The sequence below is a fragment of the Pseudomonas sp. FFUP_PS_473 genome (assembly GCF_002858665.1).
Lineage (GTDB): Bacteria > Pseudomonadota > Gammaproteobacteria > Pseudomonadales > Pseudomonadaceae > Aquipseudomonas > Aquipseudomonas defluvii.
Window position 1 is genome coordinate 101,649 of sequence record NZ_PJQQ01000010.1, and the last position, 16,685, is coordinate 118,333.

The following is a 16,685-nucleotide window of genomic DNA, read 5'->3' on the forward strand; positions in this document are numbered from 1 at the left end:
GGAATTCTCGATGCTTGTTTCTCTGGTTGCCTTCGCCATAACCTCCGGTGCGCGGCTGCTGACCGGCGCACGTGCACTGTGGCTGGGGTGTAGCCCTGAGCCGGTGCAACGTATCTACTTTGCCAACCACAGCAGCCACGGTGACTTCGTGCTGTTCTGGGCCTCGCTGCCCGCCCATTTGCGTCAGCGTACCCGCCCTGTGGCCGGTGCCGATTACTGGCTCACTGGGCGGTTGCGGCGTTTCCTGATCCAGCGGGTGTTCAACGGCGTACTGATCGACCGCCAGCATGCGCTTCCAGACAGCCAGCCGTTGCAGGCGATGCTTGATGCGCTGGAGCAGGGCGACTCACTGATCCTGTTCCCTGAGGGCACGCGCAACCTCAGCGACGAAACCTTGCTGCCGTTCAAAAGTGGCCTGTACCACCTGGCGCGGCAACGACCGGACATCGAGATCATTCCGGTGTGGATCGCCAACCTCAACCGTGTGATGCCCAAAGGCCGGGTGTTGCCGTTGCCACTGTTATGCACCTTGAACTTCGGCGAACCGATTTCGCTGGCGGCGGATGAGAGCAAGGCCATGTTCCTTGAACGATCACGGGACGCCTTGTTGGCCCTGGCAAAGGAGGGGGTCTGAAATGGACAGCACAACACTGCAACTGTTTGCCGGTATTGGCGGCATTCTGGTTCTGGCCACGGTCGTCGGCCAACTCCTGAAATGGCGGGCCTCGGCACCTAACCCGGTGATCGACAACCTTAATGCCCGCATCAATGCCTGGTGGGTGATGGTCGCGGTGATCGGCATCGCCTTCATGATCGGTCAGGTTGGCGTGATCCTGCTGTTTTATGGCGTGTCGTTCTATGCCCTGCGCGAGTTCATGACCCTGACGCCTACCCGGCGTAGCGACTATCCGGCGCTGGTGGCCGCGTTCTACTTTGCCTTGCCGGTGCAGTACCTGTTGATCGGGATGGACTGGTACGGGCTGTTCTCGATCTTCATCCCGGTCTACCTGTTCCTGCTGATGCCGATCCTGTCGTCACTGGGCGGCGACACCACGCACTTTCTGGAGCGCACCTCGAAAGTCCAATGGGGCCTGACGATTGCGGTCTACTGCGTGTCCGCCGTGCCCGCGTTGCTGACCCTGGATATTCCAGGCTATGAGGGGCGCAACCTGTTGCTGATCGCCTGGCTGATCCTGGTGGTGCAGCTGTCGGACGTGTTGCAGTACGTCTGCGGCAAACTGTGGGGCAAGCACAAGATTGCGCCTAACCTGTCGCCGTCGAAAACCACCGAGGGCTTCTTCGGCGGCATCGCGCTGGCGACCCTGATCGGTGCGGCGCTGTACTGGATTACCCCGTTTGCGCCCTGGCAGGCCGCGCTGCTTGCGTTGGTGGTGTGCCTGCTGGGCTTTGCCGGTGGCCTGGTGATGTCGGCCATCAAGCGTGATCGTGGCGTCAAGGATTGGGGGCACATGATCGAAGGCCACGGCGGCATGCTCGACCGGCTGGATTCCGTCTGTTTTGCCGCCCCAGTGTTTTTCCACCTGGTGCGCTACGGCTGGAGTTGAACCGGCCATCGGCCATTCAATTAATTCATCGGCGGTAAACGGCGCTTGACCGGGGTCTTCTTGACGATGGCGGTGTTGGTCTCGGCATGGCTGTTGAGGCGGTCGAGCAGGGTGTCGAGCTGTTCCATCGAGCGCACATGCAGGCGGGCAATGAAGCAGTCGTCACCCGTGACCTTGTCGCATTCAGTGAATTCGGGGATGGCCTGGATCTGCCGTTCGACCTCCTGCAACTGACCGGGCAGGGGGCGGATACGCACGATGGCCTGCAACTGGTAGCCAAAACTGCGTGGGTCGACGTCCACCGTATAGCCCTTAAGTACGCCGCGCTCCTCCAGGCGGCGCAGGCGCTCACTGACACTTGGCGCCGACAGCCCGCTGAGCTGGGCCAGGGCCTTGAGCGAGCGTCGAGAGTCTTCCATCAGGGCGTTGATCAGCAGTTGGTCGATGTCGTCAGTCATATCCGCCTCGTTAGGCAAAAAGGAAAAAGTGCCTTGATAAAAAAGGTTAACGCCAAGTTTAGCCTGCTTTTTCCGCTGGAATGGCCACCTCGGCGCTCGTCATACTTTGTCCATCGTATCGGAGGTGAGTGATGGACAGTTCAATACGTCGTGGGTCGTTGGAAATGGTCGCCGCCATGTTGATTTCGGGGACCATCGGTTGGTTTGTGCTGGTGTCCGGGCAACCGGTGCTGGATGTCGTGTTCTGGCGTTGCGTGTTCGGTGCCGGCACCTTGCTGGTGATTTGCGCGCTGTTTGGTTTCCTGCGCCCGGGCATCCTCAGCTGGGCTACCTTCGCCTTGGCGGTGCTCAGTGGCGTGGCCATCGTCGGCAACTGGGTGTTGCTGTTCGCCTCCTATTCGCGGGCGTCGATTGCCATTGGTACAGCGGTGTACAACGTCCAGCCGTTCATGCTGGTGGCACTGGCCGCAGTGTTTCTCGGCGAGAAGATTACCCTGCCGAAAGTGTTCTGGTTGAGCATTGCCTTTGCCGGCATGCTGGCGATTGTCAGCGCTCATGGTGCTCAGCAAGGTTCGGGGGATGACTACCTGGCGGGGATTGGCCTGGCCTTGGGGGCAGCATTCTTGTATGCCGTTGCCGCGTTGATCATCAAGCGTCTGAGCGGCACACCACCGCACCTGATCGCGTTGATTCAGGTCGGCACCGGCGTGTTGCTGCTGGCGCCCTGGGCCAACACCAGCGGGTTGCCGCACGAAGCGAGCGAGCTGGCCAGCCTGGTGACATTGGGTATGGTTCATACCGGGCTGATGTACGTGCTGCTGTACGGCGCCATTCAAAAACTGCCAACCGCCCTGACCGGCGCCTTGTCGTTCATCTACCCGATTGCGGCGATCTTCGTCGACTGGCTGGCCTTTGACCATCGCCTGAGCCTGCTGCAGTGGCTGGGTGTCGCCGCGATCTTGCTGGCGGCGGCCGGTATGCAGCAGCGCTGGTGGTCCAAGCCGGCAAGGCCTGCGCCCGGGGTGGGGGAGTCGGGTTAGAATAGGCCGCTTTACAGCCTCGATCCTTGCCATGACTTCTGTTATCGACACCCTGCGCGAACACCTGCTCGACGCCCTCAACCCCGCTCCGGCGGAAACCCGGCGCCTGTTCCATGGCCGCGGTCGCTGCTGGCTGGGGCTTGAGCAGATCACCGTCGACTGGTTGCAGGGCGTGTTGTTGGTGTCATTGTTTCGCGAACCGCCTGAGGGCCAGTTGCCGGCCCTCGAGCAGATGCTGTTGGCGCTGGCGGCAGGCCCGCAGTGGCCCGGGCAGGCGATTCTGATTCAACACCGCTATCTGCCGGACAGCCCGGGGCATTGGTTGTTGGGTACACCGAGCGAGCATTGGCTGATCGACGAAGACGGCCTGCGCTACAAGCTCGACCTGGGCCTGAAGCAGAACACTGGGCTGTTTCTCGACATGCGCCATGGCCGTCGCTGGGTACGTGAGCAGGCAGCGGGCAAGCGCGTATTGAACCTGTTTGCCTACACCTGCGGCTTTTCCGTGGCGGCGATTGCCGGTGGCGCCGAACAGGTGGTCAACCTCGACATGGCCAAGGCCGCCTTGAGCCGTGGGCGCGAGAACCACCGGTTGAACGAGCATGAACTGGCGCGGGTAAGCTTCCTCGGCCATGAGTTGTTCAAGTCCTGGGGCAAGGTGCGCAAGGGCGGCCCCTATGACCTGATCATCATCGACCCGCCGACCTTCCAGCGTGGCAGCTTTGTCCTGACCCACGACTACAGCAAGATCTTGCGCCGCTTGCCAGAACTGCTGACAGAGCAGGGCGTGGTGCTGGCGTGCGTCAACGATCCGGCCATTGGCCCTGAGTTTCTCATCGAAGGCATGGCCGCCGAAGCGCCACAACTGCATTTCGTCGAGCGCCTGAGCAACCCGCCGGAGTTTCCCGACAACGACCCGGCGGGCGGCCTCAAGGCACTGGTGTTTACCCGAGGGGGCTAGTGGTTTTGCGCGTCACGGTGCGCGTTCAGGTTGTGGCTTTCGATGCCGTCGAGCACGGCATCGACCAGCCCTTTGGCCATTTGCACGGAATGTAGTGTGCTCCAGGCAAAGCCACGGCCCGTTTCATCGGTGTACTGCACGGCCTGAGGGCACGTGTCGATGGCGCACTTGAGGTAAAGCGCTGCATGGACCAGTGCGTCTTCAGCACTGATGCCCGGCCGCACGGTAAACAACGGCGGGTGGCCTTCGCACTCGCCAAAGGTGGTTTCGGCTGTTTTGGCGAAAAGAAACGCGGGGGGATCGGGGACGATTTTTTTCACGATGAACTCCTGTATTGAACTGGAGCTACCACCTGAATCGTCGCCAAACGAAAGGGTGGCAGCTGTACGCAGGTTGGCGAACCGGTCAACACAGGAAATCCGGCAGGGCCGAAGCCCTCCCGCGCACAGCCACCATAAAAACGACGCAGACGTCTAACACGCCAACCATCGAAATCGGGGCATCTCTGCATATATTCCCGGGTCGCCAAACCCGATCGCTGAAACGTCAGCGACCATTCGAGACTACGTGCGAAGCGCTTCCCCGTGCAATCATTCGAGGTGGACAGAGGTTGTAGGATAATTCCTATGGCTGGGTTCAGCCAATAAGGTGAGAGGGCATATGCGTACCTTGTTGGAGTTGGCTTGCCAACGATGCCGACACCGCGCACTCGTTGGCACCCCGTCAAAGCCATCGCAGGCAAGCCAGCTCCAACAAAGACCGCACCAGCTGTTGTGGGAGCGGGTCTTGCCCGCGATGCAGGCACCGCGTACTTGCAGGCAAGCCTGCTCACACAGAACGCAGTGTTCTTCGCTTACTGCCCGGTGTAGATCTGGTCGAAGACGCCGCCGTCATTGAAGTGGGTCTTTTGCACGGTACGCCAGTCACCGAAGGTCTTCTCTACCGAGAGGAAGTCGACTTTCGGGAAGCGGTCGGTGTATTTGGCCAGTACGGCAGGGTCGCGTGGACGCAGGTAGTTGTTGGCGGCGATTTCCTGGGCCTCGGGCGACCATAGGTACTTCAGGTACTCTTCGGCGGCGGCACGGCTGCCTTTCTTGTCGACCACCTTGTCGACCACGCTCACTGGTGGCTCAGCTTCGGCGGAAACGCTCGGGTAGATCACTTCAAACTGATCGCGCCCAAACTCCCGGGCAATCATCTCGGCTTCGTTCTCGAAGGTTACCAGCACGTCGCCAATCTGGTTGGTCATGAAGGTGGTGGTGGCGGCACGGCCGCCGGTGTCGAGCACTGGCGCCTGTTTGAACAGTTTGCCGACAAAGGCCTTGGCCTTGTTCTCGTCGCCACCGTTCTTCAACACATAGCCCCAGGCCGAAAGGTAGGTGTAGCGGCCGTTGCCCGAGGTTTTCGGGTTAGGCACGATGACCTGTACGCCGTCTTTGAGCAGGTCTGGCCAGTCTTTCAGGGCTTTCGGGTTGCCCTTGCGGACGATGAACACGGTGGCCGAGGTAAAGGGCGCACTGTTGTTCGGCAGGCGGGTCACCCAGTTGTCCGGGACCAGTTTGCCGTTGTCGGCCAAGGCGTTGATGTCGGTGGCCATGTTCATGGTGATGACATCGGCAGGCAGGCCGTCGATCACCGAGCGTGCTTGTTTGCTCGAGCCGCCGAAGGACATCTGTACGGCGATTTTCTCTTTGTGCTCGGCTTCCCAGTGCTTCTGGAAGGCGCTGTTGTAGTCCTTGTAGAAGTCGCGCATCACGTCATAGGAGACGTTGAGCAGGGGTGGCGCGGCCTGGGCCAGGTTGCCCAAGGCCAGGCCTGCGGCGAGAAGCGAGGCACTGAAGAGTTTTTTCACTGCGCATTCCTTGTTCTAGTGGGGTTAGCGGCATTATGCCTGCGACTATAGCGGTTCGGCCTTAGTCGATAAAAGATTAAAAAGTGATTTGTTTATTCGCTTTTCTTGAACAGTGCATTGCCACAGCGTGAGCAGAATGCTGCGCTGTTTTCATGGCTGTCCTTGCGGCATACCGGGCAGGGGTGCTGCAGCTTTTCACCGCGCATGGCGTTGGCCAGCTCGGCAGTGAAGATGCCTGTGGGCACGGCAATGATCGAGTAACCGGCAATCATCACCAGTGATGAGAGCATCTGCCCTAAAGGGGTCTTCGGCACGATATCGCCGTAGCCGACGGTGGTCAGTGTGACGATGGCCCAGTAGATGCCTTTCGGGATGCTGGTAAAGCCACGGTCCGGCCCCTCAATCACGTACATCAGGGTGCCGAACACCGTTACCAGGGTCGACACGCTGAGCAGGAACACGATGATCTTCTGGCGGCTGCCTTGCAGGGCCGCGAGCAGGTAGTTGGCCTGCTTGAGATAGGGCATCAGTTTGAGTACCCGGAAAATCCGCAGCATTCGGATCACGCGGACAATCAATAGGTACTGCGCATCGCTGTAGTACAGGGCAATGATGCCAGGCACGATCGCCAGCAGGTCTACCAGGCCGTAGAAGCTGAAGGCATAGCGCAGCGGTTTGGGCGAGCAGTACAGGCGCAGAATGTATTCGACCAGGAAAATCGCGGTGAAGCCCCACTCGAGCGTCGTCAGCAGCCCAACGTAGTCGCGGTGTATCTCGTCGATGCTGTCCAGCACCACGGTGACCAGGCTGGCGAGGACGATCAGCAGCAGGATGCTGTCGAAGAGCCGGCCCGCGCGGGTGTCGGTTTGGAAAACAATGATGTAGAGCCGCTCTCGCCAGCTCACAGGGGTGTCCATAGGCTCGTTCCGGTAATTAACGGAGCAGAGCCTAGGGGTTGGGTCTTAGCTGTGCAAGCGATGTGAGCCTTGGGCGTGCGGCTGGCGCACTACACGAATACCGATATGCAGCAGCCAGCACGCCAGCACGAACGGTGCAGTCAGGCCCGGTATGGCGAGGTGGGTGAAGCACGGCTGCAGCAGGATTGCCAGGATGATTGCCAGCAGTGGGCGCCAGGGCTGGCTTCGGGTCTGGCTGAAGGCGAGCGCGGTGAGTGCGGCGTTGAAGCCATAGAGGCCATTGAAGGCCGCATGGGGTTCACCGCCAACCAGCAGTGCCACGCTGCCGCCGAGGGCTGAGCCAAGCAGGGCCCAGGCTGCGGCGTAACGGTTGGCGATCAGCAGGCCGAGGGCAATCAGCAGGCCGGCCAGAGGCTGGTCGAGCAGGAAGATCTGGCCCATGCCACGGGCGAGGGCGAATAACAGGTTGCTATCGACCGCTGTGTTGCTCACGGCCGGCTCGCTAAGCGCCAGTGTGGCCCAGCCGAGCAGTACGAACGGTGCGGTATAGGCAGGCAGCCAGCTGTTGGGGCCCGCGCGCTTGAGCCACTGGTGGACGAGTATGCTGCTCATGCCGCCTGCGGCAATGATCAGCGGCGGCAGGATTGCCGTCCAGGGCAACGCGTGGCTGAGCAGCAGGCCAATCAGGACGCCGTTGTAGCTGTACAGGCCCGCTTGGCGGTCGCTGCGGGTGTAGCCACGGCGCTGGGCAGTGAGCAGCCCGGCCAGCGCTCCCAGCAAGGCGCCGCCAATCAGGTCGGGGGCCGTCAGCAGGATGGCCAGCAGGCAGAACAGGCCGCACAGCGGGTTGCGCTGCAGCAGTACCTGGCTGAAGCCGTTGAGCAAGGCCGTGGCCCAGTCGGGGCACGGGTTCACGAAATTCTTGGTGTACATGGCAGTCGGTCTGGGTGAAACGTATTTTGGGGTTGCTCTATCGCAGACAAGCCTCGCAGGCAAGCCAGCGCCAACACACAGGTAGGCGCTGGCTTGCCTGCGATTTGCTATCAGATCAGGGTTTCGATCCGCAGTGAGTTAGTCGATCCTGGCTTGCCGAAAGGCACACCGGCGGTGATCAACAGGGTGTCGCCACGCTCGGCCATGCCCTGCGCCTGGGCGATTTCCAATGCGGTGGAGCAGACTTCGTCAACCTGGCGCAAGCGGTCGTTGACCACCGAATGCACGCCCCAGGCAACGGTCAGGCGGCGTGCGGTGTTCAGGTTCGGGGTCAGGTTGAGGATCGGTGAGCGTGGCCGCTCGCGGGCCGTGCGCAGGGTCGAGTTGCCCGACTCGCTGTAGTTCACCAGGACGGCAATCGGCAGGATGCTGCTGATGCGCCTGATTGCGCAGCTGATGGCATCGGACACGGTCGCCTCGGCCTGGGGCCGGCCAACATCGAGCTGGGCCTGGTAGTCCGGGCCGCTTTCCACCTGGCGGATGATCTTGCTCATCATTTGCACGGCTTCGAGTGGGTAGTCGCCCGATGCGGTCTCGGCGGAGAGCATCACCGCATCGGCGCCTTCGGCTACCGCATTGGCAACGTCGGTGACTTCCGCACGGGTCGGTGCCGGAGAGAAGCGCATCGACTCGAGCATCTGCGTGGCCACAACCACGGGTTTGCCCAGTTGTCGGCAGGTGCCGATGATGCGTTTCTGGATGTGCGGCACGCTTTCGGCGGGCACTTCTACACCCAGGTCTCCCCGGGCAACCATGATCGCGTCACTCAGTTCGGCGATGGCCTGCAGTTGGGTGACTGCCGAGGGCTTTTCGATCTTGGCCATCAGGTAGGCGCGGTCGCCGATCAGTTCGCGGGCTTCGCGGATGTCCTCGGGACGCTGTACGAACGACAGGGCCACCCAGTCCACACCCAGGTCGAGGCCGAAGGCCAGGTCGCGGCGGTCTTTGGCGGTCAGCGGGCTCAGGTCCAGCACGGCCTGTGGCACGTTGACGCCTTTACGGTCGGATAACTCGCCACCGTTGAGCACTTGGGTTTCGATGGCGTCGGCGTGCTTGGCGGTCACTTGCAGGCGCAATCTGCCGTCGTCGACCAACAGGTCCATGCCCGGCTCCAGCGCGGCGATGATTTCCGGGTGTGGAAGGTTGACCCGGCGTTGATCGCCCGGGGTTGGGTCCAGGTCCAGGCGCAGGGCCTGGCCGCGTTGCAGCTGGACCTTGCCTTCGGCAAACCGGCCAACACGCAACTTGGGGCCCTGCAGGTCCATGAGGATGCCCAGCGGGTAGTTCAGCTGTTGCTCGACTTCGCGGATCCACTGGTAGCGTTGAGCGTGGTCGGCATGTTCACCGTGGCTGAAGTTGAGACGGAAAATATTCACCCCGGCCTCGACCAGTTGACGAATGTCGTCGATGCCGTTGGTCGCAGGGCCGAGGGTGGCGAGGATTTTGACTTTTTTGTCAGGCGTCATGTTGGGCAGTCTCAAGAATCAGGATGGCGCGGAAGTCGTTGACGTTGGTCCGGGTCGGTTCGGTAACGATCAAGGCATCGAGCGCGGCGAAGTAGCCGTAGCCGTTGTTGTTGTCCAGCTCGTCGGCAGCCGACAGGTCCAGGGCCTCGGCGCGGGCATAGCTGTCGGGGGTCATGAAGGCCCCGGCGTTGTCTTCCGAGCCGTCGATGCCGTCGGTGTCGCCCGCCAAGGCGTAGACGCCAGGCAAGCCCTTCAGGCTTTCGGTCAGGCTCAGGAGAAATTCGGCATTGCGCCCGCCACGGCCATTGCCGCGCACGGTCACGGTGGTTTCACCGCCAGAGAGGATCACGCACGGTGCCGGCAATGGCTGACCATGCTGGACGATCTGCCGGGCGATACCGGCGTGAACCTTGGCCACTTCCCGCGACTCGCCTTCAAGGTCGCCTAGGATCAGTGGGTTGAAACCGGCCTGGCGGGCTTTGACCGCGGCCGCTTCCAGCGACTGCTGGGGGCGCGCGATCAACTGGAAGTGGCTGCGGGCCAGGGCGGGGTCACCGGCTTTGACGGTTTCCGAGGCGGGGTTGTTCAGCCAGTCGATGACCGCGGCCGGTGCCTGGATGTTGTAGCGCTTGAGAATCGCCAGCGCTTCTGCCGAGGTGCTGGGGTCGGCCACGGTGGGGCCGGAGGCGATGACCGTGGCCAGATCGCCCGGTACATCGGAAATCGCATAGGTGTACACCGTGGCCGGCCAGCAGGCCTTGGCCAGGCGGCCACCCTTGATCGCCGAGAGGTGCTTGCGCACGCAGTTCATCTCGCCAATGGTGGCGCCGGATTTGAGCAGGGCCTTGTTGATCTGTTGCTTGTCGGCCAGGGTCAGGCCGTCTGCTGGCAGTGCGAGCAGGGCCGAACCACCGCCAGACAGGAGGAATATCACCCGGTCGTCGGCACTCAGGTCACTGACCATCGCCAGCACACGCTTGGCCACTGCCAGGCCGGCTGCATCAGGTACCGGGTGGGCGGCTTCGACTACTTCGATTTTCGAGCAGTTGGCGCCGTGGCCGTAACGGGTGACGACCAGGCCTGAGACGTCGCCTTGCCAGTTTTTTTCGACCACTTCGGCCATGGCGGCGGCGGCTTTGCCAGCGCCGATGACGATGACGCGACCGCTGCGATCGCTGGGCAGGTGGGGCTCAAGGACATGGCGCGGGTGGGCGGCTTCGATGGCCGTGGCGAACAGTTCGCGCAGAAAGTGTTGCGGATCGACCGACATGGCAGGCTCCCAATCGTGTTGTTCTGTGTCTGTCTGAGAGGGCGGTGTCGTCTGCAATCGCCGCCAGGGCCGGCGCAGGTAGGGCGGCCTTGGCGGCGGTGAGGGCCGTAGTGACGACACCTCATCTCACGGTAGAGCAGGTCTTACTTGTCGCCACGGATCGAGAAGTTGGCCATGTGCTCCAGGCCTTTGATCAGTGCCGAATGGTCCCAGTTTGCACCACCGATGGCGGCACAGGTGCTGAACACCTGTTGGGCGTTGGCAGTGTTTGGCAGGTTGATCGACAGCTCTTTGGCGCCTTGCAGGGCCAGGTTCAGGTCTTTCTGGTGCAGGCTGATGCGGAAGCCTGGATCGAAGGTGCCCTTGATCATGCGCTCGCCATGCACTTCGAGGATCTTCGAGGAAGCAAAACCGCCCATCAGCGCTTCACGCACCTTGGCAGGGTCTGCGCCGTTCTTGGCGGCGAACAGCAGCGCTTCGGCAACGGCCTGGATGTTCAGGGCGACGATGATCTGGTTGGCAACCTTGGCGGTCTGGCCGTCACCATTGCCGCCGACGCGGGTGATGTTCTTGCCCATGGCCTGGAACAGTGGCAGTGCGCGCTCGAAGGCATTCGGGCAACCGCCGACCATGATGCTCAGGGTCGCGGCTTTGGCACCGACTTCGCCGCCGGAGACCGGTGCGTCGAGGTAGGTGGCGCCGGTGGCCTTGATTTTTTCTGCGAAGACTTTGGTTGCGGTCGGCGAGATCGAGCTCATGTCGATGACGACTTTGTTCGGGCCAACACCCTGAGCCACGCCGTTTTCACCGAACAGGACGGCTTCGACCTGCGGGGTGTCCGGCACCATGACGATGATGAATTCAGCTTCCTGAGCCACTTCTTTCGGGTTGGCCAGGGCGACGGCGCCAGCGGCGAGCAGTTCAGCCGGGGCCGCGTCGTGGTGGGTGGAGACGAACAGGCTGTGGCCCGCTTTCTGAAGGTTCTGAGCCATTGGCAGGCCCATGATACCCGTGCCGATAAATCCGATTTTAGCCATGAAAAATGCCTCTTGTAGTTGTATGCATGCGGCCGGCGCACAACGCCTCTGGGGTGTGAGTGCGCGTTAGAGTGCGTTGTGGGTCTTCAGCCAGACCAGGCCTGCTTCAGTGGTGGTCAGTGGCTTGTACTCAGCGCCGACCCAGCCCTGGTAGCCAATACGGTCCAGGTGTTCGAACAGGAAGCGGTAGTTGATTTCACCGGTACCCGGTTCGTGACGGCCCGGGTTGTCGGCCAACTGGATGTGGTTGATGCGCGACAGGTGGGTTTCCATCGTGCGCGCCAGGTCACCTTCCATGATCTGCATGTGGTAGATGTCGTACTGCAGGAACAGGTTGCTGCTGCCCACGGCGTCCTGGATTTCCAGCGCCTGTTGGGTGGTGTTCAGGTAGAAGCCGGGGATGTCGCGGGTATTGATCATCTCCATCACCAGCTTGATGCCTTCGGCCTGGAGCTTGTCGGCCGCGTACTTCAGGTTGTCGATGAAGGTTTTCTTCACCGTGGCGCAATCCGGGCCTTGTGGGCGAATGCCGGCCAGGCAGTTGACCTGGGTGTTGCCCAGTACCTTGGCGTAAGCGATGGCCAGGTCGACACCGGCACGGAATTCTTCAACACGGGCCGGGTCGCAGGCGATTCCGCGGTCACCCTTGGCCCAGTCGCCGGCCGGCAGGTTGAACAGCACCTGGGTCAGGCCGTTGGCGTCCAGTTGCTGCTTGATTTCAGCCGAGCTGTAATCGTACGGGAACAGGTATTCGACCCCGGTGAACCCGGCATCGGCGGCCGCTTTGAAGCGGTCGAGGAAGTCCTGTTCGGTGAACAGCATGGACAGGTTGGCGGCGAAACGTGGCATGGTTGTCTCCTTGCAAAGTAGGGCCCGCTGCCACGAGGGCAGGGGCCGCTTGTGCGATCAGTCGAGCAGCGAAATCGCAGTCGGTGCATCGTTGCCGACCAGCGCCAGGTCTTCGAATTCGTTGACGGCGTTGATTTCGGTACCCATGGAAATATTGGTCACACGCTCGAGAATCACCTCGACCACAACCGGTACCCGGAACTCTTCGGCCATCTTCTGGGCCTTGAGCAGGGCTGGTGCAATCTCGCCCGGCTCAAAGACGCGGATCGCCTTGCAACCCAGGCCTTGAACCACGGCAACGTGGTCAACACCGTAGCCGTTGAGCTCCGGCGCGTTGAGGTTCTCGAACGCCAGCTGTACACAGTAATCCATCTCGAAGCCACGTTGGGCCTGACGGATCAGCCCCAGGTAGGAGTTGTTCACCAGTACGTGGACGTAAGGCAGATTGAACTGCGCGCCGACGGCCAGTTCTTCGATCATGAACTGGAAGTCATAGTCGCCGGACAGTGCGACCACCTTGCGGGTCGGATCAGCCTTGACCACACCCAGCGCGGCCGGAATGGTCCAGCCCAGTGGGCCGGCCTGGCCACAGTTGATCCAGTGACGTGGCTTGTAGACGTGAAGGAACTGGGCGCCGGCGATCTGCGACAGACCGATGGTGCTGACGTAGCAGGTGTCTTTGCCGAACACCTGGTTCATTTCCTCGTATACGCGCTGTGGCTTGACCGGCACGTTGTCGAAGTGGGTCTTGCGGTGCAGGCTGGCTTTGCGCTGTTGGCAGTCTTTCAGCCACTCGCCACGGCACTTGAGCTTGCCGGCGGCTTTCCACTCGCGGGCCACTTCCAGGAACATGTCCAGCGCGGCGCCCGCGTCCGAGACGATACCCAGGTCTGGGTTGAACACGCGGCCGATCTGGGTGGGCTCGATGTCGACGTGGATGAAGCGACGACCTTCGGTGTAGACGTCCACGGAACCGGTGTGGCGGTTGGCCCAGCGGTTACCGATACCCAGCACCATGTCGGACTTCAGCAGGGTGGCGTTGCCGTAGCGGTGCGAGGTCTGCAAACCGACCATGCCGACCATCTGTGGGTGATCGTCAGGGATGATGCCCCAGCCCATCAGGGTTGGAATCACGGGAATGCCGGTCAGTTCAGCGAACTCAACCAGTTTCTCGCTGGCGTCGGCGTTGATGATGCCGCCACCGGCTACCAGCAGTGGGCGCTCTGCGCTGTCGAGCATGGCCAGGGCCTTCTCGATCTGCACGCGGTTGGCCGCAGGCTTGTGCACGGGCAGTGGCTGGTAGGCCTCGATGTCGAATTCGATTTCGGCCATCTGCACGTCGAACGGCAAGTCGATCAGTACCGGGCCTGGGCGACCGGAACGCATTTCATAGAAGGCTTTCTGGAAGGCGTAAGGCACTTGGCCGGGTTCCAGAACGGTGGTCGCCCACTTGGTTACCGGCTTGACGATGTTGGTGATGTCGACGGCCTGGAAGTCTTCCTTGTGCAGGCGAGCGCGAGGTGCCTGGCCGGTGATGCAGAGGATCGGGATCGAGTCTGCCGAGGCGCTGTACAGGCCGGTGACCATGTCGGTACCGGCTGGGCCGGAGGTGCCGATGCACACGCCGATGTTACCGGCCTTGGTACGGGTGTAGCCCTCGGCCATGTGCGAGGCGCCTTCAACGTGGCGAGCGAGGACGTGATCGATACCGCCGACTTTTTTCAACGCCGAGTACAGCGGGTTGATCGCTGCGCCCGGGATGCCAAAAGCGGTTTCAACACCTTCGCGGCGCATCACCAGAACGGCTGCATCAATTGCTCTCATTTTGCTCATGGTTTTGTGCCTCATTGGTTTTGTAATTGTATACAAATGGCTTTGCGTCAGAGTGTATTCACGGTATGTGGCTCTGGTCAATCCATTTTCATCGGCTGCCAGTGCTTTGCTCGTCGTGCCGCTAGAAAAGGCATTTTGTCCGATTGTGATCATCTGGCGAAAATTATTGTATACAAAAATATTCTCCATTGTGTTCTATTTGTCGTATTGGATTTTCACTTGCCCCTCTGGGCTTCTAACAACAAGAGGACCTGTCCATGAACGCTCTGACCTTGAAAGTCGCTGTCAGCCTGGTAAACGGCGCCATTGCCGCCGGGCGCAAGATCTCGGCTGCACCTTTGACCATTGCGGTGCTCGACAGCGGTGGTCATCTGCTGGCCCTGCAACGTGAGGACGGTGCCAGCCTGCTGCGTCCGCAGGTGGCAATGGGGAAGGCCTGGGGCGCCATTGCCCTGGGCAAGGGCTCGCGCTTGCTGGCGCTGGACGCGCAGCAGCGCCCGGCGTTTTTCGCCGCGCTCAATGGCCTGGGCCAGGGCGCCGTGGTTCCGGCGCCGGGTGGGGTGCTGATCCGTGATCAGAGGGGCGTGGTGCTGGGAGCTATCGGTATCAGTGGTGATACCTCGGACATCGACGAACAGTGCGCGATCAGTGCGATCGAGGAGGTTGGGCTGACCGCGGATGCGGGCGTGGCAGCCTGAGGGTAGCGGCGGGTTGTCAGCGCGTGCGCGGCGCCCGTCTGGTGAGCTGCTCCCAGATCAACCGGTGGTATGGGTGTCGGGTGCGCAGCCCTTGAGTACCAGACGAATGATGGTCTGTGCCGCGGCTTCATAGTCGGCATCGTCCAGCTTGGCTTTGCCGGTGACGACGGAGATCTGCCAGTCGAAATCGGCGTAGGTCTGGGTTGCGGCCCAGATGCTGAACATCAGGTGGTGTGGGTCGAGCGGGGCGATCTGGCCGCGGTCGATCCAGCGCTGAATGCACGCGATGTTGTGCCGGGCCTGCAGGTTGAGTTGTTCGACCTGTGTCGGGCTCAGGTGCGGCGCACCGTGCATGATTTCACTGGCGAAGACCTTGGAGGCAAAGGGCAGGTCGCGTGATATGCGGATTTTTGAGCGAATGTAGGCGCTCAGCACCTCCTCAGGCTCACCCTCGGCATTGAATGGGGTGGAGGCCTGCATGATCGGCTCGATGATGCTTTCCAGCACCTCGCGGTAGAGGTTTTCCTTGGACTTGAAGTAGTAGTAGACGTTGGGCTTGGGTAGCCCGGCCTTGGCCGCGATGTCGCTGGTCTTGGTGGCGGCGAAGCCTTTTTCGGCGAATTCTTCGCTGGCTGCGCGCAGGATCAGCTCTTTGTTGCGCTCGCGAATGCTGCTCATGATTGGCGCTGTTCCTTGTGTCGGGCCGCAGGCGGCCCAGGCCTGGGCAGGCGGTGGCGCATGGTAGCACCGGGTTTGCGCGAGGCTCAAGGCTGCCACTTTCACGCACAGTCACGCTATGCTTTGGGCCTTTCAACTCTCTGGATACGCAAGCATGGCAGGAAGCAGTCTACTGGTGCTGATCGACGATATCGCCACCGTATTGGACGATGTCTCGGTGATGACCAAGGTAGCGGCGAAAAAGACCGCCGGGGTTTTGGGTGACGATCTGGCGCTCAATGCTCAGCAGGTCAGTGGCGTGCGCGCCGACCGGGAGTTGCCCGTGGTATGGGCCGTGGCCAAGGGCTCGCTACTGAACAAGGTGATTCTGGTGCCTGCGGCGTTGGCAATCAGCGCCTTCATTCCGTGGGCGGTGACCCCATTGTTGATGGTCGGCGGCGCCTACTTGTGTTTTGAGGGGTTCGAGAAGCTGGCGCACAAGTTTCTTCACAGTGCAGCCGAGGACGATGCCGGGCATGCCGCCCTGAGTGAAGCGGTGGCCGACCCTTCAGTCGACCTGGTGGCCTATGAGAAGGATAAGATCAAAGGTGCCGTGCGTACCGACTTCATCCTGTCGGCAGAAATCATCGCCATCACCCTGGGTGCGGTCGCTGGCGCGCCGTTGTCACAGCAAATCGTCGTGTTGTCGGGTATTGCCTTTGTCATGACCGTAGGGGTGTACGGGCTGGTTGGCGGTATCGTCAAGCTGGATGACTTTGGCCTGTGGCTCACGCACAAAACCGGGCGTGCCGCCCAGACGATCGGCAACGGCATTCTGCAGGCCGCACCGTACTTGATGAAGGGGCTGTCGGTCGTTGGCACGGCGGCGATGTTTCTGGTGGGTGGCGGGATTCTGGTGCATGGCGTTGCGCCGCTGCATCACGCTGTCGAAGCCTTCAGTGAAGGGCGGGGCGGGGTACTGACCTCAAGCCTGCTCAATGCGGGCATCGGTATTCTTGCTGGTGCTGCCGTACTGGCCGTGGTATCGCTGGCCAGCAAGCTCTGGCGGGCTGCAAGAGGCTAAGTGCG

17 protein-coding genes are annotated in these 16,685 nt (G+C 61.5%); 6 read left to right on the forward strand and 11 right to left on the reverse strand.

Annotation, left to right across the window (positions count from 1 at the left end):
* Positions 1-10 precede the first annotated feature (10 nt).
* A complete protein-coding gene (locus CYD26_RS09240; RefSeq protein WP_065759831.1) occupies positions 11-634 on the forward strand; it encodes a lysophospholipid acyltransferase family protein in 624 nt (207 codons plus the stop codon).
* A 1-nt stretch (position 635) separates the two neighbouring features.
* Positions 636-1,565 (forward strand): phosphatidate cytidylyltransferase, encoded by a 930-nt coding sequence (locus CYD26_RS09245; protein ID WP_065759830.1) that lies wholly within the window; start codon positions 636-638, stop codon positions 1,563-1,565.
* A 20-nt stretch (positions 1,566-1,585) separates the two neighbouring features.
* On the opposite strand, the gene CYD26_RS09250 is transcribed toward CYD26_RS09245, so the two are convergent.
* Entirely contained in the window at positions 1,586-2,023 is a 438-nt protein-coding gene (locus CYD26_RS09250; protein ID WP_065759829.1) for an Lrp/AsnC family transcriptional regulator, read from the reverse strand.
* A 131-nt stretch (positions 2,024-2,154) separates the two neighbouring features.
* On the opposite strand from CYD26_RS09250, the gene CYD26_RS09255 reads away from it, so the two are divergent.
* Both CYD26_RS09255 and CYD26_RS09260 read left to right on the forward strand, forming a co-directional pair.
* A complete protein-coding gene (locus CYD26_RS09255) occupies positions 2,155-3,063 on the forward strand; it encodes a DMT family transporter (RefSeq protein ID WP_102052428.1) in 909 nt (302 codons plus the stop codon).
* Between the two features lie 31 nt (positions 3,064-3,094).
* Positions 3,095-4,024 (forward strand): class I SAM-dependent methyltransferase, encoded by a 930-nt coding sequence (locus tag CYD26_RS09260; protein WP_102052429.1) that lies wholly within the window; start codon positions 3,095-3,097, stop codon positions 4,022-4,024.
* On the opposite strand, the gene CYD26_RS09265 is transcribed toward CYD26_RS09260, so the two are convergent.
* The 9 genes from CYD26_RS09265 to gcl form a co-directional block, all read right to left on the reverse strand.
* The gene (locus CYD26_RS09265; RefSeq protein WP_102052430.1) at positions 4,021-4,347 is read right to left on the reverse strand and encodes a DUF3077 domain-containing protein; all 327 of its coding nucleotides are present in this window, start codon (positions 4,345-4,347) and stop codon (positions 4,021-4,023) included. The genes CYD26_RS09260 and CYD26_RS09265 overlap by 4 nt on opposite strands.
* Positions 4,348-4,877: 530 nt before the next feature.
* A complete protein-coding gene (locus CYD26_RS09270; protein ID WP_065759825.1) occupies positions 4,878-5,876 on the reverse strand; it encodes a sulfate ABC transporter substrate-binding protein in 999 nt (332 codons plus the stop codon).
* Positions 5,877-5,968: 92 nt separating this feature from the next.
* The gene (locus CYD26_RS09275; RefSeq protein WP_102052431.1) at positions 5,969-6,793 is read right to left on the reverse strand and encodes an ion transporter; all 825 of its coding nucleotides are present in this window, start codon (positions 6,791-6,793) and stop codon (positions 5,969-5,971) included.
* Between the two features lie 45 nt (positions 6,794-6,838).
* On the reverse strand, positions 6,839-7,726 hold the full coding sequence (locus tag CYD26_RS09280) for an urea transporter (RefSeq protein WP_102052432.1): 888 nt from the start codon (positions 7,724-7,726) through the stop codon (positions 6,839-6,841).
* Positions 7,727-7,836: 110 nt separating this feature from the next.
* Complete coding sequence (pyk, locus tag CYD26_RS09285) at positions 7,837-9,252, reverse strand: pyruvate kinase (RefSeq protein ID WP_065759822.1); 1,416 nt, start codon at positions 9,250-9,252, stop codon at positions 7,837-7,839.
* Positions 9,242-10,522 (reverse strand): glycerate kinase, encoded by a 1,281-nt coding sequence (locus CYD26_RS09290; protein ID WP_102052433.1) that lies wholly within the window; start codon positions 10,520-10,522, stop codon positions 9,242-9,244. Before CYD26_RS09290 ends, pyk begins: the two co-directional genes overlap by 11 nt.
* A 143-nt stretch (positions 10,523-10,665) precedes the next feature.
* Positions 10,666-11,559, reverse strand: a complete 894-nt coding sequence (locus CYD26_RS09295) for a 2-hydroxy-3-oxopropionate reductase (protein WP_102052434.1) — start codon at positions 11,557-11,559, stop codon at positions 10,666-10,668.
* Positions 11,560-11,625: 66 nt separating this feature from the next.
* Positions 11,626-12,408: a hydroxypyruvate isomerase gene (gene hyi / locus CYD26_RS09300; protein ID WP_099773954.1), complete on the reverse strand. Its 783-nt coding sequence runs from the start codon at positions 12,406-12,408 to the stop codon at positions 11,626-11,628.
* 57 nt (positions 12,409-12,465) lie between these two features.
* Positions 12,466-14,241: a glyoxylate carboligase gene (gene gcl, locus CYD26_RS09305; protein WP_065759818.1), complete on the reverse strand. Its 1,776-nt coding sequence runs from the start codon at positions 14,239-14,241 to the stop codon at positions 12,466-12,468.
* A gap of 257 nt (positions 14,242-14,498) precedes the next feature.
* Here gcl and CYD26_RS09310 point away from each other — a divergent pair, with 257 nt between their 5' ends.
* A complete protein-coding gene (locus CYD26_RS09310) occupies positions 14,499-14,939 on the forward strand; it encodes a heme-binding protein (protein WP_065759817.1) in 441 nt (146 codons plus the stop codon).
* Between the two features lie 57 nt (positions 14,940-14,996).
* Here CYD26_RS09310 and CYD26_RS09315 read toward each other — a convergent pair whose 3' ends face one another.
* Complete coding sequence (locus CYD26_RS09315; RefSeq protein ID WP_102052435.1) at positions 14,997-15,617, reverse strand: TetR/AcrR family transcriptional regulator; 621 nt, start codon at positions 15,615-15,617, stop codon at positions 14,997-14,999.
* A 154-nt stretch (positions 15,618-15,771) separates the two neighbouring features.
* On the opposite strand from CYD26_RS09315, the gene CYD26_RS09320 reads away from it, so the two are divergent.
* Positions 15,772-16,680 carry a DUF808 domain-containing protein gene (locus tag CYD26_RS09320; RefSeq protein WP_102052436.1) on the forward strand — a complete coding sequence of 303 codons (909 nt, stop codon included), beginning with the start codon at positions 15,772-15,774 and terminating at the stop codon, positions 16,678-16,680.
* Positions 16,681-16,685 lie beyond the last annotated feature (5 nt).

Excerpts from the sequence above, each read along its gene's own strand:
- CYD26_RS09240 (WP_065759831.1), top strand. The coding sequence starts at position 11 with ATGCTTGTTTCTCTGGTTGCCTTCGCCATAACCTCCGGTGCGCGGCTG.
- CYD26_RS09245 (WP_065759830.1), top strand. The coding sequence starts at position 636 with ATGGACAGCACAACACTGCAACTGTTTGCCGGTATTGGCGGCATTCTG.
- CYD26_RS09250 (WP_065759829.1), bottom strand. The coding sequence starts at position 2,023 with ATGACTGACGACATCGACCAACTGCTGATCAACGCCCTGATGGAAGAC.
- CYD26_RS09255 (WP_102052428.1), top strand. The coding sequence starts at position 2,155 with ATGGACAGTTCAATACGTCGTGGGTCGTTGGAAATGGTCGCCGCCATG.
- CYD26_RS09260 (WP_102052429.1), top strand. The coding sequence starts at position 3,095 with ATGACTTCTGTTATCGACACCCTGCGCGAACACCTGCTCGACGCCCTC.
- CYD26_RS09275 (WP_102052431.1), bottom strand. The coding sequence starts at position 6,793 with ATGGACACCCCTGTGAGCTGGCGAGAGCGGCTCTACATCATTGTTTTC.
- CYD26_RS09280 (WP_102052432.1), bottom strand. The coding sequence starts at position 7,726 with ATGTACACCAAGAATTTCGTGAACCCGTGCCCCGACTGGGCCACGGCC.
- pyk (WP_065759822.1), bottom strand. The coding sequence starts at position 9,252 with ATGACGCCTGACAAAAAAGTCAAAATCCTCGCCACCCTCGGCCCTGCG.
- CYD26_RS09290 (WP_102052433.1), bottom strand. The coding sequence starts at position 10,522 with ATGTCGGTCGATCCGCAACACTTTCTGCGCGAACTGTTCGCCACGGCC.
- CYD26_RS09295 (WP_102052434.1), bottom strand. The coding sequence starts at position 11,559 with ATGGCTAAAATCGGATTTATCGGCACGGGTATCATGGGCCTGCCAATG.
- hyi (WP_099773954.1), bottom strand. The coding sequence starts at position 12,408 with ATGCCACGTTTCGCCGCCAACCTGTCCATGCTGTTCACCGAACAGGAC.
- gcl (WP_065759818.1), bottom strand. The coding sequence starts at position 14,241 with ATGAGCAAAATGAGAGCAATTGATGCAGCCGTTCTGGTGATGCGCCGC.
- CYD26_RS09310 (WP_065759817.1), top strand. The coding sequence starts at position 14,499 with ATGAACGCTCTGACCTTGAAAGTCGCTGTCAGCCTGGTAAACGGCGCC.
- CYD26_RS09315 (WP_102052435.1), bottom strand. The coding sequence starts at position 15,617 with ATGAGCAGCATTCGCGAGCGCAACAAAGAGCTGATCCTGCGCGCAGCC.
- CYD26_RS09320 (WP_102052436.1), top strand. The coding sequence starts at position 15,772 with ATGGCAGGAAGCAGTCTACTGGTGCTGATCGACGATATCGCCACCGTA.